Genomic DNA, 26,687 nt, shown 5'->3' on the forward strand with positions numbered 1-26,687 from the left:
CGATCGACGGGACGACATGGCACGAACACCCGAAAGGGGACTGGAGGACCGTCCGGTGATCGTCACCGGAAATCAGGCGGAGCGATCCTCCAGTGGGTAGACCGCGTGGTCGGCGTCCCACCACAGCACGTAGAACACCCCGGCCGCGATGAAGCCCCACAGCCGTTTCCGGTTCCCCACCCGGAACCGGAAGATGTCACCGCCGAACACCTCCACCAGCCGCAGCTGCGCGAGGCGCTCCTGAGCCGGCTGACTGAGCGTGCCCACCTCCTGATAGTGATGCTTCCGGTGGGCTCCACCCTTCGAGCCGGCGAGCTGCGCCCGGATCTCGTGCCAGCTCGACCGGCTCACGTTGCAGAGGAACTGCAGCAGTTCGTCCGCGTCGGCTGCCGTCGGCCACGACCAGGACCCCTGATAGCCGTGGTCGGCGTAGTGGAACGAGAAGGTGACCTTGTGCTCGCCGGCATCCGGGCCGTGGACGACACGCTCGTCGACCTTCGGAACCTTCGCGCCGGAGGTGAGCTGTTTGGGGGAGCCGGTCCGGGCTTTTCTGGGGGACATCGCGAGGTCTCAGGCGGTCGCCGGCGCTCCCCATCCGTCCCAGGTGAGCTGGTCCACCGGGACGGCCTCCTCGGCGGCGTCGAGCGAGCCGTAGTACTCGTGCATCGCGGCGTGCGTGATGACGTTGGTCGAGCGCTCGGTCGGGTGCAGTCCGGCGCGGGCGTCCTGCCACGGAGCCTCGGCGTGGGTGAGGTGGCTCAACTTGCGGGCGTCGAGACCGCCGTAGAAGTCGAGGACGACGTCGACCGTCTCCTGCTCGGCGGCGGTGAGGCTGCCCGGATCGCCGTGCGCCCAGTCGGCGACGATGAACTGGCTGCGGTGCTCGGCGTAGACCGCGGGCACGACCGGACCGTTCGCCCACGCCTCGATGGGCTCGGCGAAGAGGGGATGCTCGTCCCAGACGAGATGCCAGGCCTGGCTGTAGTACAGCAGCTTCTGCAGCTTCATCGCCGACATCGGGCCGCGTACGGACAGGATGTAGGCGGCGACGTCGTGTGCGGTTGCCACCGATACACCTCCCGACCTGAACCTCTTGGCGACTCCGCTCGGGATGAGTTTACGGATCCGGTCAGCCATTTTCCGTCCTCTGCGTAGCGGCGCGATAACACGTTGTGGCGGATTTGCCCCGGTGTGGTGATCGCGACCGTTCTCGCGGGTTGAGCGACGTTCACGACTCGATGTGGTGCTGCCTACTAGTCTCACGCCACCCCCTCGTCGAGCGGGAGTACCCGTTCGCGTGGTGTCGATGTCCGGCACCCGACTCGGTGTGCCCGGGGTGATGCTTCACGTCAGCGCCAACGAGGCTCGGCGGCTCCGGGACATCCGGGCCCGGGATTGGCATACGTACGGTATCGACGGCAGTGCGTTCTGTTGTTCATGGTGATCGTGTGGCTACCTCCGCGCCCGGCCCGTCCGCGTCCGGAGCTCGGCGTCATCTCATCGCCCTGCCGCGCGGTCGGCCGGTCCGGAGGCACCACCTGATCGCGATCCCCCGGACCCGCCCCGCCCTCGGAGAGCCGGAGGTGGAGGAGGGGCCCGCGCCGCGCTTCTCCCGCTCGGTGCTCGCGGTGCTGGCATCGGTGGTGCTGCTCGCGCTGCTCTGCTGCGAGGCGGCGGTTCTGCTGCTCAGACTGGTCGACGGCCAGACATGATCTTGAAGGTCACCCCCGCCGAACCGGCCCTGGAGCGCGGCCGTATGGTGTGCGACACACCGACGGGAGCGGGTGATCCGGACCGTCGGTGTCGTTTGCGTGGGCTGGTCCCGGGGGCATACCAGATGGAGACCGTCCGTTAACCGAAGGTTGTGCCGGGACTGTCCCGGAGCGGTGGAACCGCGGGCGCAGGCGTTTGCACAATGCAACTATGAGGAACCGGACAGCGGCAATGGAGGCGCTATGACCATGACCGGCGCACGGGGACCGGCCTTGGCGGAACGGTCTCGTGCCGACCTGCCCGTGACCCCGCTGACCTGGCAGCGGACCGACACGGTCGGGACCGAACTGGTCTTCCCGCGGGGCTCGCGGCCCAGCGGTTCGGCGATCGTCGCCGGTTCCCGGCCGTACTCGCTGACCTGGCAGGCCGAGTTGACGCCGGCCTCGCAGGTGAAGTCGCTGCACGTCACGTGCCGGGGCGACGGCTGGAACCGGGAACTGCGGATGGAGCGCGCGGCGACCGGGTGGACCTGCCGCGCGGAGCACGCCGGGGACGCGGGCGACCTGCCGTTCGCGGGCACCGAGCAGTTGGAGGCGATCGACCCGGGCGCGGTGCTGCGCCTGGCCGACTCGCCGATCTTCATCTCCTGGGCGGTCCGCAATCTCGGCCTGACCGTGAAGTCCGGGCCGGTCAGCGTGCCGGTCGTCCGGGTGCAGGTGCCGTCCCTCGCCGTGGTGCCCGGGACCGTGACGTACCACCTGGTCAGCCCGCAGCGGCTGCGGATCACCGGGGACTGGCCGGCGGCGACGTTCGAGCTGGACGGGGCGGGGATGGTCGTCTACCAGGCCGGCCACCTGCGGATGGCGCGCTGAGGGCGGCGGTCAGAGCAGTCGCCAGTCGGCGTACTCGAAGCCGGGTGCGACCACGCAGCTGACCAGGACCGGATCGTCGCCGGCCGGGGCGGCCGCCTGCCAGCACCCGGCCGGGACCAGCAGTTGCGGCTGCTGGCCGGCCGCGAGGTCCGGCCCGAGCAGCAGCGGTCGCTCGGCGCCCGGCCGCTCGCCGGAGCCTCCGAGGGTCAGGGTGAGCGGCCCGCCGGAGTGCCAGAACCACAGCTCGTCCGAGCGCACCACGTGCCACTCGGATCGCTCGCCGGGGTGGAGCAGGAAGTAGATCGCGGTCGCGGCGGCGCGGGATCCGTCGTACCCCGAAGGCTGGAATTCGTGTGGAGACCGCCAGGTCTCCCGGAACCAGCCACCCTCCGGGTGCGGCGCCATGCCGAGCCGCTCGGCCAGCGGCGGTCGATCGCTCATGATCTATGAGCTTAGACCGGCCGGGCGCGTCCGGTCAGGCGATCAGGCGACGTAGTGCGGCGGTCAGGCCGGGGGCGTCCAGGTCGGACTCCATCACCAGGGCGCGCAGGATGATGCCGTCCAGGAGGGCGCAGATGTCGCGCGCCGCCTCCGCGCCGACCGTGGGTTCGAGGATCTCCGGGAGCTCGTTCATCCAGACCTCCGCGATCGGTCGCAGCGCGGCGTCGCGTGCCGCGGCCATGCACAGCTCGTACTCGATCCGCACCTGTCGCCGGTCGGCCAGGTACTCCCGGGTCAGCTCGGTCAGCTCGGCCGGCAGGTCCGGGGCGGCGGCCAGCCGGCGCGCCCACTCGTCCAGGTCGGCGCGCAGCTGATCGGTCGCGTGGCGCAGCCCGGCCGCGATCAGGTCGTCCAGGGTGGGGAAGTAGTACGTGGTGGCGCCGAGCGGCAGGCCGGACCGGGCGGCGACCGCCCGGTGCGTGGTCCGCCCGACGCCGGCCTCGGCGATGACCTCCATGGTGGCCGCGGCGAGCGCGGCGCGGCGCGCCTCGGGGTCACGGGCGCGCTGGGTACGGCGCTCGGTCAAGGTGTTTCCGCGCCGGTCGGCTTGAGCATCGAGTTTCCCGCAGGTCAGTGCGCTTGCGCGCCGGTCAGGTTGAGCATCACGACGCCCGCGATGATCAGGGCGATTCCGCCCACCTTAGCGAGCGTGACCGGTTCATCGAGAAAGAGCGCCGCGATGACCACGATGGCGGCGGTGCCGACCGCCGACCAGATGGCGTAGGCGACGCCGACCTGGAGGCCGCCCTTGACGGCTTGGGCGAGGGCGATGAACGAGATGGCGTATCCGGCGAGGACGGCGAGGGTGGGCCACAGCCGGGTGAAGCCGTCGGTGGCTTTCATCATGCTGGTCGCGAGGAGCTCGGCGGCGATGGCGAGGGCGAGGAGGAAGTAGGGCACTGCGTCACCTCATCTTGTACGAATGTACAAGTACAATCGTACAAGATCGCCGACCGCCTCCGCGAGGGTGAAGAATCTGGCATCATCCGGCCGTGACAGACGATGGGCGGACGCGGCGGATCGCCGCGATGCTGGGCTGTGACCAGATGCTCTCCGGAGCACGACCGGTCACCGTGCGGGAGAAACTGGCCGAGCTGAGCGAGACCGCCGACGCCGGCCTGATGCCGGACGTCTACGGCGACGGGCCGGTCACCGTGCTGGAGAAGCGCACAGCCGAACTGCTCGGCACCGAGGCCGCGGTCTTCTTCCCGACCGGGACGATGGCCCAGCAGGTCGCGATCCGCTACGGTGCCGAGCTCACCGGCCGGCGCGCGGTCGCCCTGCACCCGCTCGGCCACCAGGAGGTGCACGAGCGCCGCGCCTACGCCGACCTGACCGGCCTGCGCGCCGTCCACCCGACCGCCGCCCCGCGCAACCCGACCGCCGCCGAGATCATGGCGCTGGCCGAGCCGGTCGGCACCGTCGTCCTCGAACTGCCGCTGCGCGACGCCGGCTTCGTGCTCCCCACCTGGCCGGAACTGGCCGACGCGTGCACGGCCGCCCGCGCGGTCGGCGCCCGCGCGCACCTGGACGGGGCCCGGCTCTGGGAGTCCACGCCGTACCTGGGAAGAGGGCTCGCCGAGATCGCCGGCCTGGCCGACTCGACGTACGTCTCCTTCTACAAGACCCTCGGCGGCCTCAGCGGCGCGGCGCTCGCCGGCACCACCGCCCTCGCCGCGTACGCCCGGAACTGGCGGCACCGCTACGGCGGCCAGCTCTACCAGCAGTGGCCCGCGGTGCTGAGCGCGCTCACCGGCCTGGACCGCCAACTGCCGAAGATCCCGGACTACGTCCGCCACGCCCGGACCGTCGCCGCCGCCCTCGCCGAACTGCCCGGCGCCGTCGTCTTCCCGAGGCCGCCGCACACCAACCAGTTCCGCCTCTGGCTGCCGCACCCCGCCGCGCGCCTCAACGAGGCCGCGCTCGCCCTGGCCGAACAGGAGAAGATCTGGTTCGTCGCGGGCTGGCGCGACACCGAGACCCCGGGCCAGGCGATGACCGAGGTCGTCGTGCACGCCCCTGCGCTCGAATGGACCGCCCGCGACGTCGTCGACGCCGGGCTGCGCCTCCTCGACCGGATTCAAGGTTGATCAACCGGGTATATGGATCCTGATAGGTCATCACCGGATGCAGGAGGTTCCGATGAGCGCAGTCGCCAACCCGGCCACCGTCGAGGAGTGCCTGCGGGTGGGTACCGGCTTCACGCAAGGCGACCGCAACTGGATCGCTGAGCAGTTCGGCCCGCTCGACTCCCGGCTCGCCGCGTTCCACGCCGACGCCACGGAAATGGAGATCACGGTGAAAGACCGCGAGGCGCGCGGTCAGAAGGTCACCCTGGAGTGCTGGATCGGCGGCCGGGAGAAGATCGTCACGACGTCGTCGGAGGAGGATCTGCACGCGGCGATCATGGATGTGCGGGATGATCTGCGCCGCCGCCTCAACGACTCGAAGACGAAGCGGGAGCCGCGCAGCAATCGGCATCTGCGTGAGACGCCCGAGGTCGAGATCGATATTCCTCGGTAAGAAAGACCAATTTCTCCGGTACGAAGGATCGGGTCGCGTCCGTAGGCCGCGTCCCGTGCGGGGGTCGTGCGCGGCGTTGCGGCCGCGCACGCCCGCTGCGCGGTTATCGGCCGTGTCTCACGCGCGGCGTCGCGGCGGTCGGTCGTGTTTCCTGCGCGGTGTTGCGGCCGCGCATGATCGCTAAGCGGGTGGCCTCGTGCGATCCTGGCGCCCTGTGCCCGGATGTCAGCCACAGATTGCCAAGATCGCGTCGGGAGCGAGGCGGTCAGAGGATCTTTCCGAGATAGGTCAGGGGCCCCGGATCGGGGACGGGCAGCTCGGTGAAGCCCAGTCGGTCGTAGAAGCCACGCGCGCGGAGGTTCGCGGTGACCATGCCGAGGTGGACCCCGGGCGCCCCGGCACCGGCGGCCGCATTCTCGAACGCGGCGATCAGCTTCCGGCCGTAGCCCCGGCCCTGATAGAGCGGGAGCAGGTCGATGTGCAGGTGGGCCGGATAGCCGCCAACTCCGGCACGATCATCCGCTCCGGCCGATGGTGCAGCGCGACCATGTCCTGCTCCGGCGTGCGCGGTGGCGGTGGCGGCACCGGATACTTGTCGCCGAGCAGCGGAATCCACTCGTCGCGGTAACGCTTCACGAACCCGGCGGTGTCCGCGGTCCCGACCACGTAGCCGACCGCCTCACCGTCGTCGAGCACAAAGGCGAGTTCCGGTTCCAGGTGGACGTACGGCCCGGCGAACAGATCGCCCATCAGGTCGTCGGTGGAGTACTGCCCACGGGCGTCCGACCCGGCGTCAGCGGTACGGACACAGATGTCATAGACGGCGCAGAGATCAGCCGTGCGGTAGGGGCGGATGTCGAGCACGCCGCGCACGCTATGCCGTGAAAGCGCTTCCACCGCAAGCCCCGCCTCGCCCCTTCAGACGTCGCTCATCGGGCTAGGCTGTCGCGCGGAAGACCGGTGTGCTCGGGAACAGTGCGATCGGTGCGGCCTCGCCGAGAGCGGCGCGGGCGGCCGCGGCGGCGATCTGCTCGACCGGGTGGGTGGCCGTGGAGAGGGCCGGATGCGCCGCGCCGGCCAGGGGGATGTCGTCGAAACCGGTCACCGCGACGTCGTCCGGGACGCGCACGCCAGCGTCGGCGAGAGTCTGCAGGACGCCGAGGGCGGTGGCGTCGCTGACCGACGCTATCGCGTCGGTGTCCGGCCAGCGATCCAGGATGGCCCGCGCGGCGGTGCGGCCCTTGTCGCTGGTGAAGTCCCCGCGTACGACACGAGTGGGCATTTCCGCCGCACGGGTCAGCTCGGTGTAGACCGCGACCGGTGGAGCGGACGAGGCCAGCCACGACGGGCCCGCGACCAGGGCGATCCGGCGCCGGCCGGCCGCGTAGAGGTGGGTGAGCAGTGCTCCCACGCCCGCCGCGCTGTCGACGTCGGCCCCGCCCGCGCCGATCGCGGCCGTCCGGCCGCGCAGACCGGACGGCAGGCAGCTGAGCAGCGCCCTGTCGTGCCCGGCCAGGACCACTGCGGCCAGGCCGCGATCGGCCGCGAGATCCTCCAGGTCAGCGGCGCACTCGAGGCCGATCCGGCGCAGCGAGACACCGATGTCGTACGGGTCGAGAGCGGCCGCCATGGCCGCCGTCGCCCGTGTCACGAACGGATCCAGCAGGATGTCCGCCCGATCGTCCCGCACCGCGAAGACCACCCGGGTCCCGGTCCCGCGAGCCAGTCGCCGGGCGACCGGATGCGGCTGGTAGCCGAGCTGCCCGGCGGCCGCCAGGACAGCGGCGCGACTGGCCGCCGAGGCCGGCCCGGAACCGGAGAGCACCCGGGACGCGGTGGCCGGCGACACCCCGGCACGCCGGGCCACATCGGCCAGCCCCGCCCGGATCTCTCGCATCCGCCCAGTAAACCGTCAACGAGAGTCACCCGCCCACCCCGTCACCCGCCCACCCCGTCACCCGCCCACCCCGTCACCCGCCCACCCCGTCCCCGCGCTGGTCCGGTCCCCGCGCTGGTCCGGTTCCTGCGCCCATCCCGTCACCCACGCTTGCCACGGCGCTGTGCTCGCCACGGAGATGCGCTCGCCGTGAGGGGCGTTTCTCCAGCCTGGTTTCCGATGGGCGTCGTCCCGGCCAAAAAATGTCAGAGGGTGGTTCTAAGGTGGGGTCCGACTTCGACGTTGGGGGATTCTCGTGACTACCCTGTCCGGCCGGTCCGGCACCGCGCTGCTGGTCATCGACGTGCAGAACGGCGTCATGACCGGGGCGTACAACCGAGACGCCGTGATCGCGAACATCGCCACCCTGGTCGGTAAGGCTCGCGCCGAGAGCGTGCCGGTGATCTGGGTGCAGCACTCATCCGAGGAGCTGCCACTGGACAGCCCGCAGTGGGAGTACGTGTCCGAGCTGCCCCGCGGTGACGGCGAGCCACTGGTGCACAAGAAGTACGGTGACTCGTTCGAGGCCACCGACCTCGAGGAGCGTCTCGCCGAGCGGGGCGTCGGCCGTCTCGTGGTGACCGGCGCGCAGTCCGACGCGTGCATCCGCGCCACGATCCACGGCGGGTTCACCCGGGGCTACGACGTGACGCTGGTCAGCGACGCGCACACCACGGAGGATCTGTCGCAGTGGGGTGCGCCCACCCCCGACAAGGTCGTGTCCCACCTCAACCTGTACTGGGGCTGGCAGGCTGCTCCCGGCCGCACCGCCGGAACGGTGGAGACAGCGGAGGTCAGCTTCGCGCCAGCCTGATCCGCCGTACGGTGAAGGTATGGTCGTCGCCCGCCACGGCCGGGTCGTCGCCCGCCACGGCCGGGTCGTCGCCCGCCACGGCCGGGTCGTCGCCCGCCACGGCCGGGTCGTCGCCCGCCACGGCCGGGTCGTCGCCCGCCACGGCCGGGTCGTCGCCCGCCACGGCCGGGTCGTCGCCCGCCACGGCCGGGTCGTCGCCCGCCACGGCCGGTGAGGGTGGTGATCGTGGAGTTCCCGGCGCGAGGGTCGCGGTGGGCTGGATCGAGGAAGTCGCCGAGGCGAAGTGACGGCACACAACAGGTGGCTGCGTAGGGTTGCCGAGGACCCGGGGCACTCGCAGTGGTACATCAAGCGGTTCCGGGACCTGGCCGCCGAGGGCGCTGACCTGGTCGGTGAGGCTCGGCTGGTCGACACGATGGTTCCGCGCGGCGCGCGAATCCTGGACGCGGGCTGCGGTCCCGGCCGGGTCGGGGGGCACCTGTTCAGACTCGGTCACGAGGTGACCGGCGTCGACATCGACCCCGAACTGATCGCCGCTGCCGTCGACGACCATCCCGGCCCGCACTGGCTGGTCGGCGACCTGTCGGAGTTGGCGTTGTCCGGGCCGCCGTTCGACGCCGTTGTCTGTGCCGGCAACGTGATGACCTTCGCCGCCCCGGACACCCGCGTCGAGATCCTGCGCCGCTTCGCCGGCCATCTGGCGCCGACCGGCCGCGCCGCTATCGGCTTCGGCGCCGGCCGGGACTATTCGTTCGACGAGTTTCTCGGCGACGTGACCACTGCCGGGCTGACCCCCGACCTACTGTTGAGCACCTGGGATCTGCGCCCGTTCACCCCGGACGCCGACTTCCTGGTGGCGCTCCTGCGCCACACGTAGAGCCCGCGGAAAGTGACCCGCAGTCTCCGGCCTCAAGGTTGTTGATCTACAGGTCTGGACGCGCCGGAGCCATGTCAGGTCGCGGCGCTGCGCTTGCTGGCGCCGTGCTGCGCTTGCTGGCGCCGTGCTGCGCTTGCTGGCGCCGTGCTGCGCTTGCTGGCACTGTGCTGCGCTTGCTGGCACTGGGCTGCGCTTGCAGGCACCGTGTCGGGCCGCGAGTCTCCCAAATACCGGATAGAAGCCCGCCCCTCGGCTGATGCTGACGGTGGTCAAGGAACTGGTGTTGCCGCTGTGCCCGCCAGCTCGGCTTGTCCGGCGGGTGCTGGTTGTAGTTACGGGGGCTTCCATACGGCTGTGGGGGCCAGCCTGGTTTGGCCGGTTGGTGCTGGTTGTGGTGATGGGGATTTCGATACGACTGTGGCAGCCAGCTTGGCGTGCCCTACTGCGGTTGATGGCGTGTGTGCTGTTCGGCTTGGGTTACCGCACCGGCTTGGGTCACCGCGCCGGTTAGCCACCGCCTGGGCGGCCGCGCGGGTTTAGCGACCGCGTGGGTTTAGCCACCGCGCGGGTTTAGCCACCGCGCGGTGGCCGTGCTGGCTTGGCGGCCGTGCTGGCTGGCGGCCGTGCGGGCTTGGCGGCCGTGCGGGCTGGGCCTGCGGGCTGGGCCTGCTGGCTGGGGCAGGAGGGTTGCCGGGCGTGCCGACGGGGTGGCCGGTCGGTCGAGGCGACGGGGTGTTGGTGGGGCAGTGGGTCAGTGGAGGTGCCAGGCGCGCTGGCGGGTGCGGTCGACGGCGATCTGGTAGGAGAGTTCGAACCGGTGCGTCGGATTGGCGTGGTACCAGCGCATTGCCTGCAGGACGAGCGCCGGGTCTGACGCCAGCCACGGGACCTGGATGATCACGCATTCCGGGGCGCGGAACAGGGAGCGCCGGATCCGGGTCTGGGGGGCGAACTCCGCAGGCACCGCGATGATCGGGATGCGGGCCTGTTCGCCGGCGGCGATCTCGCGGATGGCCTCCCACGGGATGAACTGCTGGGCCCAGATGCCGTGGTGGTAGATGCCGTCCGGGGTGAGGGCCAGCCGGCCCGGAGCGTGCCGGAGCAGCAGGAACAGCGCGCCGCCGGTGAGGACGGCGCCCACGGCCAGCGGTGGGGTGCTGAACACCAGGGCGATCTGGGCCAGGGTGAGCAGGGTGAGGAAACTTCCGTACCAGTAGTAGAGCCGCCGGGAGTAGGCGAAGGTCAGCCCGGGGCTGCCGTCGTCGATCCCGGCGATCCGCATCCGGTCGCCGGTGTTGTGCGGGCGGACCCACAGGTTCAGCAGGAGCCCGAACAGGTGGCCGAGAACCAGCACGGCGACGCCGCAGGCCAGCGCGGCGGCGAAGTCGCCGAGGATCACCGACCACACACCGGCGGCCAGGACCAGGATGGCCAGCAGGCCGCTACCGACGGCCGCGTGCACCAGCCGCGAGGAGGGTTGGTAGTCCCGCCACGGCGACGGGTCCGCGGAGACCGGCGTGGTGCGCGGCAGATCGAAGTAGAGGGTCATCGCGCGTTCCGATCCACGAAGCAGTTCGAGGCCGCCGAAAGCGGTCGGCGTTCGTTGGTGGGGTTCGGGGCCGCTGGATGCGGTCGGCGTTCGTTGGGGAGGTTCGAGGCCAACGGGAGTTTGTTGGTGGGGTTCGGGGCCGCCAAACGCGGTCGGCGTTTGTTGGTGGGGTTCGAGGCCACCGGGAGCGGTCGGCGTTCGTTGGTGAGGTTCGAGGCCGCCGGGAGCGTCAGGCTCGGCGCCGCCGGAAACGGCCACCGACCACTGGAGAGGTTCATCGGGGCCGCCGGATCCGCCGCGCCAGCGGTCCTGCGGGCTCGCCCCCGGTCACGGCCGGCAACGAAAGCTCCGGCGTAGTGACACGGCGTGCTGCCTCATTAGCGCGGCGTAGCCGCTCAGTGATCATGCGAAGGATGTCCAGGTCGATACGCGGACGATCGCTCATCAGGTCTTTCCTCTTCCCGTCCCCCGGGTTTGGTGCTCAGGAGTACGAGTATCGAGGATGATGAGTTCAAACGGAGAGTAATCATGACGGCGAACTCGTTCAAGAATCGCCACTCCGGACAATCACCCTGATTCACCCAGCCCAACCACCTGCCATGGAAGCGCTCCCGGTCCCAGGAATCCGAACAGACCACCCCATTCCATCAATGAAGGTTTCCGGAAGCGCCAGGAAATGGCACACCGAGCGACGACCTGGTGTCCACTCTTGACATTGCAAACTTAAGCCACTTAATAATGTCCCGGTCAAAGGTGAATCTCGCGCCGGGCTGGGCGCGCGCGGGTGACCCGGGCCGGTAACCCGCTGCCTGGAACACGGCGGCGTTGAAGATCGAAGGATCTGCAGATGTTGAATCTTCTGACCCGCCGGGGCCGCCGCCTCGGCGCCGCGGTGGCCGCGTCCGCCGCGCTAGCCCTGGCCGTCGCCGGCTGTTCGGACGGCGGCGGTGGTGGCACCGATGCGAACAAGGGGGCCGCGAACAGCTCCATCACCATCTTCAATGGAGCCACCGGGACGATCGTCGAGAACTGGAACCCGTTCACCCCGACGTTCCTGCAGCCCACCAACGGTCTCATCTACGAGCCGCTGTACTGGTACAACTTCGCCGCCGAGTCGAAGCCGACCCCGATGCTGGCCACCGGGTACGCCTGGGACGGCGCCGGCAAGGTCCTGACCATCACCACCCGCGAGGGGGTGAAGTGGTCGGACGGGCAGCCGTTCTCCGCGAAGGACGTGGCGTTCACCTTCGAGCTGATCCGGAAGAACAAGGCGCTCAACTCGACCGGCATCAGCCTCGCCTCGGTCGAGGCCAAGGATGACAAGACCGCGGTCCTGACGTTCACGAAGCCGTCGTTCACCGACGAGGCGGCGGTCATCGCCAACACCCCGATCATCGCCGAGCACGTGTGGAGCAAGATCTCCGACCCGGCGAAGACCGTGAACCAGAATCCGGTCGGCACCGGGCCGTACAAGCTGAAGACGTTCTCCGCGCAGAGCTACGTGATGGAGAAGAACGCGAACTACTGGCAGCCCGGCAAGCCGCAGATCCAGAATGTCCGCTACATCGCCCTGGCCACCGCCGACGCCGCGAGTGCCGCGCTGACCGCCGGCCAGGTGGACTGGATGAGCGCGTTCCTGCCCGGCCTGGAACAGCTGATCAAGAACCAGAAGAATCTGACGTACGTCAACACCCCGGCCCTGACCGCGTCGATCTTCACGTGCTCCGGTGCCGAACTGGGCTGCAAGGGCCCGCAGACCGACCGGGCCGTCCGCCAGGCGATCTACTGGGCGCTCAACCGCGACCAGCTGAACAAGCTGGCCGGTGGCGGCTTCGCGGAGACCGCCTCGCCGACCCTGCTGCTGCCCAAGCGGGATCAGGGCTGGATCGCCAACCCGAACAACCTCAACACCCCGGGCGGGCCGGACGTCGCCAAGGCCAACCAGATCCTGGACGCGGGCGGCTGGGTCAAGGGCGGGGACGGCATCCGTACCAAGAACGGCGAGAAGCTGTCCCTGACCATCCAGACGGTGACCGGCTGGAGCGACTTCATCTCGCTGAACGACGCGATGACCCAGCAGCTCAAGGAGATCGGCATCGAGCTCAAGCCGACCCAGCTGTCCTGGAACGAGTGGAACAACAACCAGACGCAGGGCAAGTACCAGCTCTCGCTGGACTCGATCGGGCTGGGCGCGTCGCCCAACCCGTACGCCACCTATCTGAAGTATTCGTCGATCACCACCGCCAAGGTCGGCGAGGCCGCACCGCCGAGCGGCAACTACGCACGTTACTCCAACGGCAAGGTGGACGCGGCGGTCGCCGCGGCGGCCGCGACCAACGACGAGGCCGCGCAGAAGGCGCAGTACGCGATCATCCAGGACGAGATCGTGCGGGACCTGCCGTACATCCCGATCTACGTGAACTCGATGCTCACCGAGTTCAACACCGGCAACGCCACCGGCTGGCCGTCGAACGACAACAAGTACGCCCTGCCCGCCTCCTGGAAGCAGTGGGACAACGGCATCGTGCTGACCAACCTGAAGCCCGCGAAGTAAGGATCCACGGACCGTGCGCTACCTGCTTCGCAAGTTCGGGTTCTACCTGGTCGCCCTCTGGGCGGCGCTGACGGTGAACTTCTTCGTCCCGCGCCTGATGCCCGGTGACCCGGTTCTGATCCTGCTCGCGAAGCTGGGTCAGCGCGGGCCGGTCACCCCGGAGATGCGGGCCTCGGTCGAGGCCCTGCTGGGTGCGGAGAGCGGCGAGCCGCTGTGGCACCAGTACCTGGACTATCTGGGGAACCTGGCACACGGGGACCTGGGCGTCTCGGTGACGTTCTTCCCCGCGCCGGTCAGCTCGATCATCGGACAGACCCTGCCCTGGACGATCGGCCTGATCGGCCTCGCCACGATCATCTCGTTTCTGGCCGGCGTCGGCCTCGGCACCGTCGCCGGCTGGAAACGAGGCTCCTGGCTGGACAATCTCATCCCGGTCACCACGATGTTCCAGTCCGTGCCGTACTTCTGGCTGGCTCTGATCCTGCTCTTCGCGTTCGGCAGCGTCTGGCCGCTCTTTCCGCTGAACGGCGGATACGACGTCTACAACGTGACCCCGGGCTGGAACGGCCCGTTCATCGGCTCGGTCCTCTACTACGGCGCGCTGCCGGCGATCACCATCGTCCTGTCGTCGGTCGGCGGCTGGATGCTCGGCATGCGCAACATGATGGTGTCGACCCTCTCCGAGGACTACATGGTCACCGCGGAGGCGAAGGGTCTGCGCCCGGGCCGGATGATGCGGCGTTACGCGGCTCGCAACGCGATCCTGCCGTCGGTCTCCGGCTTCGCGATCTCGCTCGGCTTCGTCGTCTCCGGCTCGATCGTCACCGAGGCGGTCTTCTCCTATCCCGGCATCGGTTCCGCGCTGCTACAGGCCGTCAGCGGCAACGACTACGCCCTCATGCAGGGCATCTTCCTGGTCATCACGCTCTCCGTGCTCGCCGCGAACCTGCTGGTCGACCTTCTGTACTCGATCATCGACCCGCGCACCCGGTCGCGGGCCTGAGCGGGGAGCGATCATGACCATGACCACCGAGCGGTCCGGGACGACAAGCAGACAAAATCCAAAATCGACGATCAAGGTACGGCGATTGGCGCGCAACAAGAAGCTCCTCGCCGGCCTGATCATCGGCGGCGCGATCGTGCTCTTCGGCGTCTTCGGCCCCCTGCTCACCCAGGACCCGGCCCTGGTGAACGACATCGGCCTGACCCCGCCGAGCGCCGACCACTGGCTCGGCACCACGCAGACCGGCCAGGACGTCCTGGCCCAGCTCGCCTATGGCACGCGCGGCTCGCTGGCCGTCGGCGCGATCGTGGGCGTACTGACCCTGATCCTGTCGACGTTCTTCGGGGTCGTCGGCGCCTACGCCGGCGGCTGGTTCGACGAGATGTTCTCCCTCTTCACCAACGTCATGCTGGTCATCCCCGGCCTGCCGCTGGTGATCGTGATCTCCAGTTACGTCCCGGACAAGAACATCTGGCTGGTCTCCATCGTCCTGGCGATCACCAGCTGGGCCGGTTCCGCCCGGGTGCTGCGCGGCTACACGCTCAGCCTGCGCGACCGTGACTACGTGCTGGCCGCCCGGGTGGCCGGTGAGAAGCGCCGGCGGATCCTGGCCGTGGAGATCCTGCCGAACCTGATCCCGCTGCTCGCCTCCCAGGTCGTGTTCGCGGTCATCTTCGCCATCCTCGGCGAGGCCGGCCTCTCCTACCTCGGCCTCGGCGCGAGCGGCTCGTTCACCTGGGGCACCATGCTGTACTACGCGCAGAACGGCCTCGCCCTGCGGCTCGGCGCGTGGTGGTGGTTCGTGCCGCCGGGCCTGATGCTGGCCCTCTTCGGCGCCGCCCTCTCGCTGATCAACTTCTCGATCGACGAGATCATCAACCCGAAGCTGCGCAATCAGACCCGGGCCGCCCGCAAGGGCTGGCGGATGTCGCGTGAGCAGCTGTCCAAGGCGAAAGAGGCCACGCTGTGAACCCGTCCGTGCTGAGCATCGAGAACCTCAGCGTCGACTACCTGGTCGAGCCCGTGGTGCACGCGGTCCGGAACGTCTCGTTCGAACTGAGGCGCGGCGAGGTGCTGGGCCTGGCGGGGGAGAGCGGCTGCGGCAAGAGCACTCTCGCGTACGGGATAGTCCGGCTCCTGAAACCGCCGGCGATGATCACTTCCGGGCGGGCGGTGTTCCACTCCCGGGACGGCCTCGAGATCGACTGGAACGAGTTGCACGCGGAGGAGCTGCGCGCCAACCGCTGGGAGAAGATCTCCATGGTCTTCCAGGGCGCGATGAACTCGCTCAACCCGGTGATCTCCATCCGTGACCAGTTCGAGGACGTCTTCGCCACCCACCGCCCGAAGATGAGCCGCAAGCAGCGCCGCGACCGCTGCGCCGAGCTGCTCGAACGCGTCGGCGTCGATCCGGGGCGGCTGAGCTCCTACCCGCACGAGCTCTCCGGCGGCATGCGCCAGCGCGTCATGATCGCGATGGCGATGGCCCTGGAACCACCGGTCATGATCATGGATGAGCCGACCACCGCGCTCGACGTCGTGGTGCAGCGGGAGATCCTCCGGGAGATCACCCGGCTGCGTGACGAGCTCGGCTTCGCGGTCATCTTCATCACCCACGACCTGCCGCTGCTGCTGGAGATCAGCGACCGGATCGCGGTGATGCGCGGCGGCGAGATCGTGGAACTCGGTGATGCGGCCGAGCTCTACACCAACCCCAGGCACGAGTACACCAAGCAGCTGCTGGCCTCGTTCCCGAGCCTGACCGGCGATCGAGGCTCGTTCGTCCGCGGCGCGATGGACGACCGGCTGCTGGCGCTGGACGCGGTCGAGGTGGAGGCCCCGTCATGATCGACTGCACCGGGCGGCAGCCACCGGAACCGCGTCGCGGCCTCGCGGGCGAGGGCCAGGAGAGCGTGACAATGGAGGCACAGTGACCACCCTCGAAGTGCGCGGGCTGGGCAAGGACTACCGGCTGCGGGACGGGTGGCGGACCAGCACCCTGCGGGCCGTCGACGACGTCAGCTTCACCCTCGAGCACGGCCGGACCACGGCGCTGGTCGGGCAGAGCGGCAGCGGCAAGTCCACCGTGGCCAAGCTGCTGCTGCAGTTGGAGCTGCCGACCCGGGGGGAGATCCGGCTCGACGGCGAACCCGTGGCGCGGCGGGGCGCGGGGCTGGCGGCCTATCGCCGTACCGTCCAGATGGTCTTTCAGGATCCTTTCGCGTCGCTCAATCCCTATCACACGATCGGGCACCACCTGGCCCGCCCGATCCGGCTGCACAACCCGGGCATGCCCGGCGCGGAGGTCCAGAAACGCGTCCTGGAGCTGCTGGAACGCGTCCGTCTGACCCCGGCGGAGAACGTCGCGCGCCGCCGCCCGCACGAGCTCTCCGGTGGTCAGCGGCAACGCGTCGCCATCGCCCGCGCGCTGGCGCCCGAGCCCGGCGTGCTGATCGCGGACGAGCCGGTGTCGATGCTGGACGTCTCGATCCGGCTCGGAGTGCTGAACCTGCTGGCGACGCTGCAGCGGGAGGAGGATCTCGGCGTCCTCTACATCACCCACGACCTCGCCACCGCCCGGCACTTCTCCGACGAGATCCTGGTGATGTACAAGGGCTCGATCGTCGAACGGGGGCCCGCCGACGACGTCATCCTGAACCCGCGGCACGAGTACACGAAGACCCTGGCCGAGGCGGCTCCGAACCCGGAGCGGAGAATCGGCGAGCTGCGCTCCCCCTCGCGGTAGGGGATCGGCGTCCGTGCGGCGGCCCGGCCCGGCCGTCGCACGGACTCTTCTCGGGACGGCGGGGTGGTACCACCCCGCCGGGCTCTCGAGCGGGTGAACCGCTGGACCGGCCGGGCTACCGTTGTCTCCAACGTTCCAGCAGGTAGGGAGAGTTTCGGTGGGCTTCTTCAAACGAATGGTCCTGTCCGCGGTCGCGTCGAAGCTCGAACGCCGGGCACACCACAGCCGCAACCCGGTGGTGCACCACCTGCTCCGCGAGGTGAACCGGAAGCTCGGCCGGCACGGCGGCTATCCCTACGGGGCGTACCAGCAGCCCGGCTACCCGCACTACGGCCCGCAGTACCACGCCGGGCCGGCGTACCACGGCCACTACCGCCACCACGGGCACTACCGGCACCACGGCCACTATCGCTGAGCCGGGTGCACGCAACCAGCACACCTGGGTCACCGGCGACCACCAGCACGACGGCCTGCGGGTGGCCGGTGACCGGATCCTCGAACGCCTGAGGACGATGGTCGCCGGCCTCCGCTTAAGTCCGGATTTGATGAGATAAGTACGGGTATTAAGGTCCCGTGAACATCATCGGCGCGGGATTCGGCCGGACCGGGACCTTGAGCCTCAAGACCGCGCTCGAACGGCTGGGCGAGGGTCCGTGCGCCCACATGCTGCCGCTGATCGGCGACGACGAGCGGTGCCGGCTGTTCATCCGGGCCGCCGCCGGCGAGCTGGACTGCCTGGACAGGGCGTTCGACGGGTATCGCGCCACGGTGGACTGGCCGGGCGCCTACTTCTGGCGGCACCTGATCGCGCGGCACCCGGACGCCAGGGTGATCCTGACCGTGCGCGACCCGCGGGAGTGGTATGCCAGCGTGGAACGCACCATCTGGGCGGCCGGGCGCGGGCCGGCCCCGCCGGAGTTCGCGGTCTTCCGCCGGATGGGCGAGGCGGTGGTCTGGACGGGGACGTTCGACGGGCGGTTCGGGGACCGGGCGTACGCGATCGAGGTCTTCGATCGTCACAACGCCGCCGTGCGAGCGGCGGTGCCGGCCGGGCGGCTGCTCGAGTACCGCGTGGCCGACGGGTGGGGGCCGCTCTGCGACTTCCTCGGGCACCCGGTGCCGGCGGAGCCGTTCCCGCGGCTGAACGACTCGGCGACCTTCCAGGAGCACGTCCGGGAGTTGCTGGCCGCCGGCGGAGCCGACGCCGGCTGAATCGTCCGGGCCAGGGCCGCGTACTACATGCGTAGTACGCTTTTGAGTGTGCCGTACGAGTGGGAGGATTGGGCGTTGGCCGCCCTCGCCGGAATCGAGGCGTATGAGGTGCGGCAGACGCTCGAGGCCAGACGACGCTGGCCCAGGCGGGCGATGAGCGCTACCGGCATCGCCGTTCTCACCGTCTGGGGGCGTACGTCGACTGGCCGGCCTCTCGTGGTCGCGGTCTACCAGGCCACCGATTTCACCTGGAAGATCATCGGGGCGCGGGACATGAACGACGATGAGCTGATCGAGTTCAGCCGGTGGGAGGAGACACGATGAGCGGGAACTCCGAGATGCCACGTACTCCCGAGGAACTCGCCGCATTCATGGACGAGCTCAGCTTCGAGCCCACGGCCACCCCGCAGGAGGAGGCGGCGCTGCTGGACTCGTTGCCGCCGGCCGGCTCGGCCGTCATGGTCGTCCGCTCGCTGCGACTCCCGCTCGAACTCGATCAGGCCGTCGCGACCGCCGCCAGATCCGCCGAGGTGCCCAAGACCACCTGGATCCGGCAGGCGATCGAGATGGCACTGGCCGTCCAGGCCGAGGACGATCAACCGATCTCCCGGGCGGAGGCCCTGCGCGCGCTCACCCTGCTGCGTCCGGCCCGTCACGTGGCCTGAGGAAGGCATTCGAGCGCCGAAGGAGCCAGCGGGACCGCCCGTCTCCTCGTTTGTTCACCTTGGCGATCATGCTTCCGGTGATGACGACGGTCCGTGCGGGCGTCAACCGTCTCCAGGAAGAACGCCGCAACCACCGGACCGAATGCGTCTACTTCGTCGGCGGGTACGACTGCCCCGACGAGTGACCTGATCCCAGCGGGTTCCGGTCCTCGCCCGTGACCTCGGCCGGTCGCCCGCGACTTCGCCGGCCGCGCGCGAGGGAGGCGAGCGCGCCGACCGCCGACATCCCGGCGGCCAGCCAGAACACGATCAGCAGGCCGTGGTGGAACGGTGTCGCGATGAGTCGCGGAAAGAACGTGAGGCCGGTGAGGGTGGCCGCGTTCGCCGGCGGCAGGGCGCCGAGGACCTGCGGACCGAGCAACTCCGCGATCGGGTTGTAGCCGAGGAACGCCGCGAACAGCGTGCCCACCGGGGGCAACTGGGCGACCCGGTCCGCGGTCACGGCGGGTACGCCCTGGGCGGTGAGACCCGAGCCCAGCGTGCCCGGCAGGGAGTCCGCCAGGCCCGCGACCATGAGCGAGAAGAAGACCCCGATGGAGAGCACCTGGCCCGCGTTCACGAACGTGGCCCGCATCCCGGAGGCGGCGCCGCGCAGGGCCGCGGGCACGCTGGACATGATCAGCGCGGTGTTCGGCGCGGAGAACAGCCCGCCGCCCAGCCCGTTCACGAAGATCAGCACGGCGAAGACGCGGTAGTCGAAGTCGCCGGGAAGCAGCAGCAGGCCCACGAAGGACCCCGCCATCACCAGCAGGCCGCCCGCGGCGAAGGGACGTGGCCCGAACCGGTCGGAGAGGTATCCGGAGAGCGGTCCGGCCAGCAGGAACCCGACCGTCATCGGCAGCAGGTAGATGCCGGCCCACAGCGGCGTCGACTCGTACGAGTATCCGTGCAGGGGCAGCCAGATGCCCTGCAGCCAGATGATGAGCATGAACTGCAGACCGCCGCGGGCGATCGCGGCCAACAGGCCGGCGGCGTTGCCGCTGGTGAACGCCGTGTTGCGGAACAGCGCCAAGGGGAACATCGGCTCGGCCACCCGCGACTCGATGACCCCGAAGGCGATGAGCACCACCGCGCCGCCCGCGAGCCCGGCCACCACCCACGGGTTGGTCCATCCCATGGTGTGACCGCCGTACGGCTGGATGCCGTAGGTGATCGCGGCCAGCACCGCGGTCAGACCGACCGCGAACGTCGCGTTGCCCCACCAGTCGATGCGCGCGTCACGCCGCGTCTCGGTGTCGTGCAGCGAGCGGTACGCCCACACCGTGCCGAGCGCGCCGAGCGGGATGTTGACCCAGAACACCGAACGCCAGTCCCACTCGGCGAGCACACCACCCGCCACCAGGCCGATGAACGAACCGGCGAGCGCGGAGACGATGTTGACACCCAGCGCCATGCCCCGCTGCCGGACGTCGAACGCGTCCGTGATGATCGCCGCCGAGTTGGCCATCAGCAGGGCGCCGCCGACGGCCTGCACCACCCGCCAGCCGATCAGCCACAGTGCGCCCCCGCCGCCGGTGAACGGGTCCACCGCCAGCACGATCGAGGTCAGCGTGAACACGGCGAACCCGGCGTTGTACATCTTCACCCGGCCGTACATGTCGCCGAGGCGACCGAGGGTGACGACGAGGACAGCGGTCACGAGCATGTAGCCCATGAGCATCCACAGCAGGTAGGAGACGTTGCCGGGTTGCAGCGGATCGAGCTCGACGCCCTTGAAGATCGCCGGGAGCGAGATCAGCACGATGGACGAGTTGATCGTGGCGAGCAGCGTGCCGAGCGTCGTGTTCGACAGCGCGACCCACTTGTAGTGCGGATCGTCCGCGGCGAGCACGCCTCGGCCGCCGGTCCGTCGGGGTCTCGTCACTCCGTGATCACCTCGGCCAGTCGCTCCATCGCTTGCAGCGCGGCCATGATCGCCGCTCGATCGGGGGCGGCCAGGCCGTCCAGTACGTCCGCGAGCGCGGTGGTGTAGCGGGCCCGGCGCTGCTCGACCAGGGCCCGGCCCGCCTCGGTGATCGTCACGACCACCACCCGGCGGTCGACCGGGTCGGGGCCCCGGGTGGCGAGTCCGTCGCGCTCCAGCCGGGTGACGAGCTGCGTCATCGCGGGCTGGGTCACCCCTTCGGCGAGGTGCAGGGCGCAGAGCCGGTGCGGGCCGTGTCGCTGCAGGCGGCGCAGCGTCGACGCGGCGGTGAGGCTCAGGCCGTCTCGCGGGGTGAGGCGGCGCAGGGCCTCGTAAAGCCGCTCGAATGTGGAGGCGACGAGGGCACCCTCGACGCTGACGTCGGTGGCCGTGGGCATGGCCGTTTTATATCACGTACTTATACAAGCGCGTTATGTTTCATCGGAGGACCAGCAGATCGAGGGCGTCGACGACCGGGCCGGACCGGGTGCGTGCGGCCTCGTCGAGGCGGGCGACGCCGGCCGCGTACGCCTCGTCGCTGATCAGCTGCAGCGGGGTGTGCGCCGCCCGGCGGAGTCCGGCGGCGGCCTCGGCGAGCGAGGCGGCGGTCACCTGCGGGACCGGCTCGCATCCCGCGGTCGTGAACCCGGCGGTGGCGAACGCCGCCTCGACGTCGGCGATGCTCGGGTAACCGTCGAGCACGGCGACAGCCTCCGGGAACCAGCGGAACAGGCTGATCGCCTCGTGCCGCCCGGCGAACGCGGAGCGGATCAGCACCGGCGCACCCGGCTTCAGCACCCGCCGGAGTTCGCGGGCGGCCGTGATGAGGTCGGGGACGTGATGGATGACGGTGGAGAGCCAGACCCCGTCGAGGGCGGCGTCCGCGCACGGGATGTCGTCGGCGGCTCCGGCCAGGACGGGCTGGAACACCGAACGTTCGCGCATCGCCGCGGCGGGCTCCACCGCCACCACCTCGAGCCGGGGCCACCACGTGCGGAACGCCCGCGCCCAGCTGCCGGTGCCGGATCCGAGGTCGAGCAGGCGCATCCCCGGCCGAGGCTCGAAGTAGCGGCCGATCGCGGCACGCCAGGTGGCCAGCTCGTCGTCGCGCAAGTGCCGGGTCGCCTGGAACGCCGCCGCATCCGCCTGGTCGTACGCGATCAGAGCCATGAGCCGACCCAACCCGGCGGCTCGCGCATCGAGCAAGAGGAAGTGCATCGATTCACACCGTTCCAAGCACTCTGCCTGCAGTCGTCGACAGCACTGTCCAATAACGACCGAAAATAGAGCCAAGACCCATTCCTTATTGGTACGGCCTATGGACCTGTGTTTTACCCCTTTGCTGATGTTGTGGTCTTCTTGTAGGGGTTTGCCGTTTGGGTGGCGGGGTGCGGGCTGTTTGTTTTGGATCCGGTTGGGCGTCCGACCACCAGCACGACGGCCTGCGGGCGGCCGGTGCCCGGATCCTCGAGCGCCTGATGGGAATGGCCGCCGAACTCGGCTGAACCTTGCGGCTTCGATCCGGGAGGTAAGGGTATGCGGGCCGTATGAACGTCATAGGCGTGGGCTTTGGCCGGACCGGAACATACAGCCTCAAGGCCGCGCTCGAACGGATCGGCGAGGGACCGTGCGCGCACATGCGGCTGCTGCTCGGTGACGACGAGCGGTGCCGCCTTTTCCTCCGGGCCGCGGCCGGCGAGCTGAACTGCCTGGACAGGGCGTTCGACGGGTACCGGGCCACGACGGATTGGCCGGGTGTCCACTTCTGGCGGCACCTGATCGCGCGGTACCCGGACGCCAAGGTGATCCTGACCGTGCGCGACCCGCAGGAGTGGTATGCGAGCGTGGAACGCACCATCTGGGCGGCCACGCGGTTACCGCCGGTGCCGGGGATGGAGGCCTTTCGTGAACTTGGCGACGCGGCGATCTGGATGGGGACGTTCGACGGGCGGTTCGGGGACCGGGCGTACGCGATCGAGGTCTTCCGCCGGCACAGCGCCGCGGTGCGTGCGGCGGTGGCGGCCGGGCGGTTGCTCGAGTACCGCGTGGTCGAGGGGTGGGAGCCGCTCTGCGAATTCCTCGGTCATCCGGTGCCGGCGGAGCCGTTTCCGCGGCTCAACGACTCGGCGGCGTTCCAGGAGCACGTCCGGGAGGTACTTGCTACCGGTGTGCCCGGCGGTAGCTGAGCGTTTTACGTGACGGCCGGGAGGTGGGCGATGTGTGAAGGGGCCGGGCGGCGGGCGGTGCCTGTAATGGACGGAGCGGCGGTGTGAGACGGGGGCGAGAAACCGGCCGGTGGGGTCAGGCGCGCAGGTGGGACTGCAGGACCAGGGCCGCGGCGCCGGTCGCCGAGGCCGTCGCGGCGGCCAGGGAGACGGTGACGGTGACGTTGCGGTGCCAGGTCTTGGCGTCGGCGGGGGCGAGGCGCCGCATGATGGCCGGCCCGTAGATCGCCGAGGCGGCCGCGAAACCGGGGCCGGTCAGAACGACCAGGTCGATGTCGAGGAGGTTGACGACCGTCTCGGCGGCGGCCGCGACGTACCGTGCCGAGGACTCCAGCAGGGCGCGGCAGTGCGGTGCGCCGGCCCGGGCGGCCCGGGCGATCGCGCCGAAGTCCGCGGTCACGGTGCGGCTCGGCTGGGCCGGGTCGAGGCCGGCCTCGGCGGCGGCGATCCGGTCCTCGCGGGCGGCGGTGACCACCGTGCGCGGGCCGGCCAGGATCTCCAGGCAACCGCGGCTGCCGCACCAGCATTCCGGGCCGAAGACCTCCAGGCAGAGGTGGCCGAACTCGCCGGCGCTTGCGTGGCCGCCGCGCATCGCCCGGCCCTCGACGACGATCCCGGCGCCGATCCCGCCGCCCATGTAGAGCGCCGCGAACGTCTGGTCCGGGCCGACCCGGGCCACCCAGTACTCGCCGACCGCGGCCGCGGTCGCGTCGTTCTCGACCAGGACCGGCCAGCCGGTGGTCTCGGAGAGCTGCCGGCCGAGCTCCTCGCCGCGCAGGCCGCGCAGGTGCGGGAGGGTGTCGTCGGCGGGGGTGCCGCCGCTGTGCGGGCCGGGCCAGACGATGCCGACGCCGAGGCAGCGGGCCGGGTCGATGCCGGAGCCGGCGAGCAGGGTGTCGATGTCGGCGGCGAGGGCGCGCAGGATCGAATCCCGGTCGTCGCCGAGCGAGGCGGGCCGGGCCAGCCGGGCGATGACGCCGCCGGTCTGGCCGGTCAGTACGTACGTCGTGGCGTCCTCGTCCAGGTGCACGCCGACCGCGAGGCGGGCGATCGGGTCGAGCTGCAGCAGGGTGCGGGGCTTGCCGCCGGTCGGGGTGCGCCCGGTCTCGACGACCAGGCCCTCCTCCAGCAGGCGGCGCACGGTCATCGACACGGCGGCCTCGGTGAGCCCGGTGATCTTGGCGAGCTCGACCCGGCTCAGCGGCTCGGCGGCGCGGATCGCGTCGAGGATGCTCTCCCGGGCGCCGGGACGACGGCCCCGGCCCGGCCGGCCCGCAGGCGCGGGCGCGCCGACCGCTTCTCTCACTCGGTCACCCTCCCCGGGGCGGAATCGGCCGAGGCGCGTACGAGCAGGACGCGATCCGGATAGAGCACCGGGAGCCGGAGTCCGACGGTGCCGAGCGTGCGGCCGTTCAGGCGTACCCCCTGGGGCGTGCACCAGGGTAACGCAGCGCCCCAGGCCGCGGCGTTGCCGTCGGCGACGTGACCGGGCGGCTGCGGCCGTACGTGATAGGTCCGATCCTCCGCGAGCCCGGGCAGCCCGACGGTGCCGGGCGGATAGGACGCGCTCGTGGCGGTGGCGATCAGCGCGAACAGGGCGTCCGAACGGTCGGCGGCGACCACGCCGGTCACCGAGTAGGCGGGATCGGTCAGATCCGCGTGCACCAGCGTCCCGGTGTGCAGCAGCTCGCGCAGCTCCTTGTAGAGCGCGACCCACTCCGCCAGCTCCGGCAGGGGAGCCGAGGTCAGGTCCCACTCGATCCCCAGGTGACCGAAGACGGCCGTGCCGGCCCGCGTGGCGAGCGGCAGCGAACGGCGCGTCGTGTGGCTCTCCGGCGCCCCGATGTGCGACCCGATCAGCTCCAGCGGGAGCAGCAGGCTGGTCCACCGCTGGATGGCGACCCGCTCGTGCGCGTCGATGCAGTCCGACGCCCACACCCGGTCGGTGCGCTCCAGGATCTCCAGGTCGACCCGGCCGCCGCCGGACGAGCAGGACTCGATCTCCACCCCGGGGTGCCGTGCGCGCAGCTCGTCGAGCAGGCGGTAGAGCGCGTGGGTCTGGTCGTGCACGCCGGCGCGCCCGGTGCCGGGGTGACCGGCCTCGACGAGATCCCGGTTGTGGTCCCACTTCAGGTAGGCGATGTCATATTCGGTCAGCAGCGCGTCCAGACGGCCGAGCACGTGCTCGAAGGCGGCGGGGTTGGCCAGGTCGAGGACCTGCTGGTGCCGGGCCGGGCGGGGGAGCCGGTCGCCGGTCGACATGATCCAGTCGGGGTGGGCGCGGGCCAGGTCCGAGTCCGGGCTGATCATCTCCGGCTCGACCCAGAGGCCGAACTCCAGGCCCAGGCCGCGCACCAGGTCGACCAGAGGGCCGAGGCCGTCCGGCCAGACCTCCGGCGAGACGAACCAGTCACCGAGCCCGGAGGTGTCGTCGCGGCGGGAGCCGAACCAGCCGTCGTCCAGCACGAAACGCTCCGCGCCGATCGCGGCGGCCGCCTTCGCCAACTCGCTCAACCGGGCAAGATCATGGTCGAAGTAGACGGCTTCCCAGGTGTTCACCACGACCGGGCGTGGCTTCGACGGGTGGTGGGGGCGGCCGCGGAGGTGCCGATGGAAACGCGACGAGACGCCGTCGAGGCCGTCCAGGCTGTGCACGGCGTACACCCAAGGGGTCTGATAGGTCTCGCCGGAGGCGAGGCTGACCTCGCCGGGCAGCAGCAGCTCGCCGCCGCCCAGCGCGGACCAGCCGTGGTAGGTGCGCTCGGCGATCGAGCGGGCGCCGCCGGAGAACGCGGTGTGCAGCGCCCAGACCTCGCCGGTACGGTTGCCGAACCCCTCGGTGCCGGCGCAGAGCAGGTAGGCGGAGTCGTAGCCGGTGCGGCCGGTGCGGTTCTCCCGGACCCGCAGGCCGTGCGTGAAGGCGGTCCGCTGCGGGTGGCGTTCGCGCAGGTGGTGGCCGGTGAAGTCGAGCAGCTCGGCGGTGCGCTCGGGGACCGGGAGGAAGAGGGTGAGGTGCTCCAGCCAGTAGGTGCCGGGCGCGGTGGAGGTCACCGCGGCGCGGGCCCGGAGCACCCCGGCGGGATGCAACTCCAGGTCGATGGCGAGGTCCAGGCCGGCGGCGGCATCGCTTGCCCTGATGTGTACGGCGTCGTCCGCCCGGTCGATCGCGGTGACCCGGAACGCCGTCGCCCACGCCCGGCCGTCGCGGTGACCGGCGAGCCCCGGGGTGCCGAGCCAGCCCGACGACTGCTCCGGGATCAGCGACGGGCGGACCGTGCCGTCCACCGAGAAGCCGATCGGCTGCGGGTCGGTGGCCGGCGACAGGCCGGCGCTGAGCTCGGCGTCGTCGAGGACGGCTCCCCAGTGCGCCACCGACGGCAGGCCCGGGCCCCGGCAGTCGAGCACCAGGCTCACCCCGGCGGCGCTCAGGTGCAGCAGATCGGGCCCCATCGGCGACTCCCCACCAGCGTTGACGGACTTCATTCAGTTGCTTAAGAATGTTAGCCGCCCCGCCTGCGGCGGCACTACGACAGG

General features: G+C 70.4%; 30 protein-coding genes and 1 pseudogene. 16 read left to right on the top strand and 15 right to left on the bottom strand.

What is annotated here, in order from left to right:
• Positions 1-72 precede the first annotated feature (72 nt).
• Together CHC09_RS20385 and CHC09_RS20390 are read right to left on the bottom strand one after the other, a co-directional pair.
• Positions 73-561, bottom strand: a complete 489-nt coding sequence (locus CHC09_RS20385) for a hypothetical protein (RefSeq protein ID WP_089294743.1) — start codon at positions 559-561, stop codon at positions 73-75.
• Between the two features lie 9 nt (positions 562-570).
• Positions 571-1,068, bottom strand: a complete 498-nt coding sequence (locus CHC09_RS20390) for a Panacea domain-containing protein (RefSeq protein WP_089294744.1) — start codon at positions 1,066-1,068, stop codon at positions 571-573.
• Positions 1,069-1,448: 380 nt separating this feature from the next.
• On the opposite strand from CHC09_RS20390, the gene CHC09_RS20395 reads away from it, so the two are divergent.
• Complete coding sequence (locus CHC09_RS20395) at positions 1,449-1,712, top strand: hypothetical protein (RefSeq protein WP_089294745.1); 264 nt, start codon at positions 1,449-1,451, stop codon at positions 1,710-1,712.
• 243 nt (positions 1,713-1,955) lie between these two features.
• Positions 1,956-2,585: a putative glycolipid-binding domain-containing protein gene (locus CHC09_RS20400; protein WP_089294746.1), complete on the top strand. Its 630-nt coding sequence runs from the start codon at positions 1,956-1,958 to the stop codon at positions 2,583-2,585.
• Positions 2,586-2,594: 9 nt separating this feature from the next.
• Here CHC09_RS20400 and CHC09_RS20405 read toward each other — a convergent pair whose 3' ends face one another.
• Genes CHC09_RS20405 through CHC09_RS20415 form a run of 3 tightly spaced genes read right to left on the bottom strand, consistent with a single transcriptional unit; the run spans position 2,595 to position 3,986 of the window.
• Complete coding sequence (locus tag CHC09_RS20405) at positions 2,595-3,026, bottom strand: cupin domain-containing protein (RefSeq protein WP_089294747.1); 432 nt, start codon at positions 3,024-3,026, stop codon at positions 2,595-2,597.
• Between the two features lie 34 nt (positions 3,027-3,060).
• Complete coding sequence (locus CHC09_RS20410) at positions 3,061-3,612, bottom strand: TetR/AcrR family transcriptional regulator (protein ID WP_089294748.1); 552 nt, start codon at positions 3,610-3,612, stop codon at positions 3,061-3,063.
• Between the two features lie 44 nt (positions 3,613-3,656).
• On the bottom strand, positions 3,657-3,986 hold the full coding sequence (locus CHC09_RS20415) for a DMT family transporter (RefSeq protein ID WP_089294749.1): 330 nt from the start codon (positions 3,984-3,986) through the stop codon (positions 3,657-3,659).
• Positions 3,987-4,078: 92 nt separating this feature from the next.
• On the opposite strand from CHC09_RS20415, the gene CHC09_RS20420 reads away from it, so the two are divergent.
• Positions 4,079-5,176 (top strand): threonine aldolase family protein, encoded by a 1,098-nt coding sequence (locus tag CHC09_RS20420; RefSeq protein ID WP_239138374.1) that lies wholly within the window; start codon positions 4,079-4,081, stop codon positions 5,174-5,176.
• Positions 5,177-5,228: 52 nt separating this feature from the next.
• A complete protein-coding gene (locus tag CHC09_RS20425) occupies positions 5,229-5,609 on the top strand; it encodes an HPF/RaiA family ribosome-associated protein (protein ID WP_089294943.1) in 381 nt (126 codons plus the stop codon).
• A 373-nt stretch (positions 5,610-5,982) separates the two neighbouring features.
• Here CHC09_RS20425 and CHC09_RS47695 read toward each other — a convergent pair.
• From CHC09_RS47695 to CHC09_RS20435, 3 genes and pseudogenes are all read right to left on the bottom strand, one after another.
• Positions 5,983-6,087 (bottom strand): annotated as a pseudogene (locus CHC09_RS47695) (GNAT family N-acetyltransferase); the annotation flags it as partial.
• A complete protein-coding gene (locus CHC09_RS20430; RefSeq protein WP_239138379.1) occupies positions 6,039-6,473 on the bottom strand; it encodes a hypothetical protein in 435 nt (144 codons plus the stop codon). The pseudogene CHC09_RS47695 and the gene CHC09_RS20430, both read right to left, overlap by 49 nt.
• Before the next feature lie 73 nt (positions 6,474-6,546).
• A complete protein-coding gene (locus CHC09_RS20435) occupies positions 6,547-7,506 on the bottom strand; it encodes a LacI family DNA-binding transcriptional regulator (RefSeq protein WP_179277201.1) in 960 nt (319 codons plus the stop codon).
• Between the two features lie 295 nt (positions 7,507-7,801).
• Here CHC09_RS20435 and CHC09_RS20440 point away from each other — a divergent pair, with 295 nt between their 5' ends.
• A complete protein-coding gene (locus tag CHC09_RS20440; RefSeq protein WP_089294751.1) occupies positions 7,802-8,359 on the top strand; it encodes a cysteine hydrolase family protein in 558 nt (185 codons plus the stop codon).
• On the opposite strand, the gene CHC09_RS20445 is transcribed toward CHC09_RS20440, so the two are convergent.
• The gene (locus CHC09_RS20445; RefSeq protein WP_089294752.1) at positions 8,340-8,564 is read right to left on the bottom strand and encodes a hypothetical protein; all 225 of its coding nucleotides are present in this window, start codon (positions 8,562-8,564) and stop codon (positions 8,340-8,342) included. The genes CHC09_RS20440 and CHC09_RS20445 overlap by 20 nt on opposite strands.
• Positions 8,565-8,642: 78 nt before the next feature.
• Between CHC09_RS20445 and CHC09_RS20450 the strand changes: the two genes are divergently transcribed.
• On the top strand, positions 8,643-9,236 hold the full coding sequence (locus tag CHC09_RS20450; protein WP_089294753.1) for a class I SAM-dependent methyltransferase: 594 nt from the start codon (positions 8,643-8,645) through the stop codon (positions 9,234-9,236).
• A 751-nt stretch (positions 9,237-9,987) separates the two neighbouring features.
• Here the strand turns inward: CHC09_RS20450 and CHC09_RS20455 are convergent.
• A complete protein-coding gene (locus CHC09_RS20455; protein WP_089294754.1) occupies positions 9,988-10,785 on the bottom strand; it encodes a hypothetical protein in 798 nt (265 codons plus the stop codon).
• A gap of 847 nt (positions 10,786-11,632) precedes the next feature.
• On the opposite strand from CHC09_RS20455, the gene CHC09_RS20465 reads away from it, so the two are divergent.
• The 9 genes from CHC09_RS20465 to CHC09_RS20505 all read left to right on the top strand — a co-directional run bounded on the left by CHC09_RS20465 (position 11,633) and on the right by CHC09_RS20505 (position 18,965).
• A complete protein-coding gene (locus CHC09_RS20465) occupies positions 11,633-13,339 on the top strand; it encodes an ABC transporter substrate-binding protein (RefSeq protein WP_089294756.1) in 1,707 nt (568 codons plus the stop codon).
• Positions 13,340-13,352: 13 nt separating this feature from the next.
• The gene (locus CHC09_RS20470) at positions 13,353-14,342 is read left to right on the top strand and encodes an ABC transporter permease (protein ID WP_089294757.1); all 990 of its coding nucleotides are present in this window, start codon (positions 13,353-13,355) and stop codon (positions 14,340-14,342) included.
• A gap of 13 nt (positions 14,343-14,355) precedes the next feature.
• On the top strand, positions 14,356-15,312 hold the full coding sequence (locus CHC09_RS20475; protein ID WP_089294758.1) for an ABC transporter permease: 957 nt from the start codon (positions 14,356-14,358) through the stop codon (positions 15,310-15,312).
• The gene (locus CHC09_RS20480) at positions 15,309-16,190 is read left to right on the top strand and encodes an ABC transporter ATP-binding protein (RefSeq protein ID WP_203833152.1); all 882 of its coding nucleotides are present in this window, start codon (positions 15,309-15,311) and stop codon (positions 16,188-16,190) included. The genes CHC09_RS20475 and CHC09_RS20480 overlap by 4 nt, the downstream gene beginning before the upstream one ends.
• Positions 16,191-16,272: 82 nt before the next feature.
• A complete protein-coding gene (locus CHC09_RS20485) occupies positions 16,273-17,088 on the top strand; it encodes an ABC transporter ATP-binding protein (protein ID WP_089294759.1) in 816 nt (271 codons plus the stop codon).
• A gap of 157 nt (positions 17,089-17,245) precedes the next feature.
• Positions 17,246-17,503 (top strand): hypothetical protein, encoded by a 258-nt coding sequence (locus CHC09_RS20490; RefSeq protein WP_089294760.1) that lies wholly within the window; start codon positions 17,246-17,248, stop codon positions 17,501-17,503.
• A 158-nt stretch (positions 17,504-17,661) separates the two neighbouring features.
• Positions 17,662-18,300, top strand: a complete 639-nt coding sequence (locus CHC09_RS20495; protein ID WP_089294761.1) for a sulfotransferase family protein — start codon at positions 17,662-17,664, stop codon at positions 18,298-18,300.
• Positions 18,301-18,348: 48 nt separating this feature from the next.
• A complete protein-coding gene (locus CHC09_RS20500) occupies positions 18,349-18,624 on the top strand; it encodes a hypothetical protein (RefSeq protein ID WP_089294946.1) in 276 nt (91 codons plus the stop codon).
• Positions 18,621-18,965: a hypothetical protein gene (locus CHC09_RS20505; protein ID WP_089294762.1), complete on the top strand. Its 345-nt coding sequence runs from the start codon at positions 18,621-18,623 to the stop codon at positions 18,963-18,965. Before CHC09_RS20500 ends, CHC09_RS20505 begins: the two co-directional genes overlap by 4 nt.
• A 148-nt stretch (positions 18,966-19,113) precedes the next feature.
• On the opposite strand, the gene CHC09_RS20510 is transcribed toward CHC09_RS20505, so the two are convergent.
• Genes CHC09_RS20510 through CHC09_RS20520 form a run of 3 tightly spaced genes read right to left on the bottom strand, consistent with a single transcriptional unit; the run spans position 19,114 to position 22,098 of the window.
• Positions 19,114-20,889, bottom strand: a complete 1,776-nt coding sequence (locus CHC09_RS20510; protein WP_239138373.1) for an MFS transporter — start codon at positions 20,887-20,889, stop codon at positions 19,114-19,116.
• Positions 20,886-21,326 (bottom strand): MarR family winged helix-turn-helix transcriptional regulator, encoded by a 441-nt coding sequence (locus CHC09_RS20515; RefSeq protein ID WP_089294764.1) that lies wholly within the window; start codon positions 21,324-21,326, stop codon positions 20,886-20,888. Before CHC09_RS20515 ends, CHC09_RS20510 begins: the two co-directional genes overlap by 4 nt.
• Before the next feature lie 40 nt (positions 21,327-21,366).
• Entirely contained in the window at positions 21,367-22,098 is a 732-nt protein-coding gene (locus tag CHC09_RS20520; protein ID WP_089294765.1) for a class I SAM-dependent methyltransferase, read from the bottom strand.
• A gap of 392 nt (positions 22,099-22,490) precedes the next feature.
• Between CHC09_RS20520 and CHC09_RS20525 the strand changes: the two genes are divergently transcribed.
• Positions 22,491-23,114, top strand: a complete 624-nt coding sequence (locus tag CHC09_RS20525; protein ID WP_239138372.1) for a sulfotransferase family protein — start codon at positions 22,491-22,493, stop codon at positions 23,112-23,114.
• Between the two features lie 115 nt (positions 23,115-23,229).
• On the opposite strand, the gene CHC09_RS20530 is transcribed toward CHC09_RS20525, so the two are convergent.
• Positions 23,230-24,459, bottom strand: a complete 1,230-nt coding sequence (locus tag CHC09_RS20530) for an ROK family transcriptional regulator (RefSeq protein WP_089294767.1) — start codon at positions 24,457-24,459, stop codon at positions 23,230-23,232.
• On the bottom strand, positions 24,456-26,603 hold the full coding sequence (locus CHC09_RS20535) for an alpha-galactosidase (RefSeq protein WP_203833151.1): 2,148 nt from the start codon (positions 26,601-26,603) through the stop codon (positions 24,456-24,458). Before CHC09_RS20535 ends, CHC09_RS20530 begins: the two co-directional genes overlap by 4 nt.
• Between the last annotated feature and the right edge of the window lie 84 nt (positions 26,604-26,687).

It is taken from the genome of Actinoplanes regularis, from assembly GCF_900188005.1.
GTDB classification, from domain to species: Bacteria; Actinomycetota; Actinomycetes; order Mycobacteriales; family Micromonosporaceae; genus Actinoplanes; species Actinoplanes regularis.

Coding starts and splice junctions, on each gene's coding strand:
- CHC09_RS20435 (WP_179277201.1), bottom strand. CDS start 7,506: ATGCGAGAGATCCGGGCGGGGCTGGCCGATGTGGCCCGGCGTGCCGGG.
- CHC09_RS20465 (WP_089294756.1), top strand. CDS start 11,633: ATGTTGAATCTTCTGACCCGCCGGGGCCGCCGCCTCGGCGCCGCGGTG.
- CHC09_RS20505 (WP_089294762.1), top strand. CDS start 18,621: ATGAGCGGGAACTCCGAGATGCCACGTACTCCCGAGGAACTCGCCGCA.
- CHC09_RS20385 (WP_089294743.1), bottom strand. CDS start 561: ATGTCCCCCAGAAAAGCCCGGACCGGCTCCCCCAAACAGCTCACCTCC.
- CHC09_RS20475 (WP_089294758.1), top strand. CDS start 14,356: ATGACCATGACCACCGAGCGGTCCGGGACGACAAGCAGACAAAATCCA.
- CHC09_RS20520 (WP_089294765.1), bottom strand. CDS start 22,098: ATGGCTCTGATCGCGTACGACCAGGCGGATGCGGCGGCGTTCCAGGCG.
- CHC09_RS20400 (WP_089294746.1), top strand. CDS start 1,956: ATGACCATGACCGGCGCACGGGGACCGGCCTTGGCGGAACGGTCTCGT.
- CHC09_RS20425 (WP_089294943.1), top strand. CDS start 5,229: ATGAGCGCAGTCGCCAACCCGGCCACCGTCGAGGAGTGCCTGCGGGTG.
- CHC09_RS20515 (WP_089294764.1), bottom strand. CDS start 21,326: ATGCCCACGGCCACCGACGTCAGCGTCGAGGGTGCCCTCGTCGCCTCC.
- CHC09_RS20455 (WP_089294754.1), bottom strand. CDS start 10,785: ATGACCCTCTACTTCGATCTGCCGCGCACCACGCCGGTCTCCGCGGAC.
- CHC09_RS20535 (WP_203833151.1), bottom strand. CDS start 26,603: ATGGGGCCCGATCTGCTGCACCTGAGCGCCGCCGGGGTGAGCCTGGTG.
- CHC09_RS20405 (WP_089294747.1), bottom strand. CDS start 3,026: ATGAGCGATCGACCGCCGCTGGCCGAGCGGCTCGGCATGGCGCCGCAC.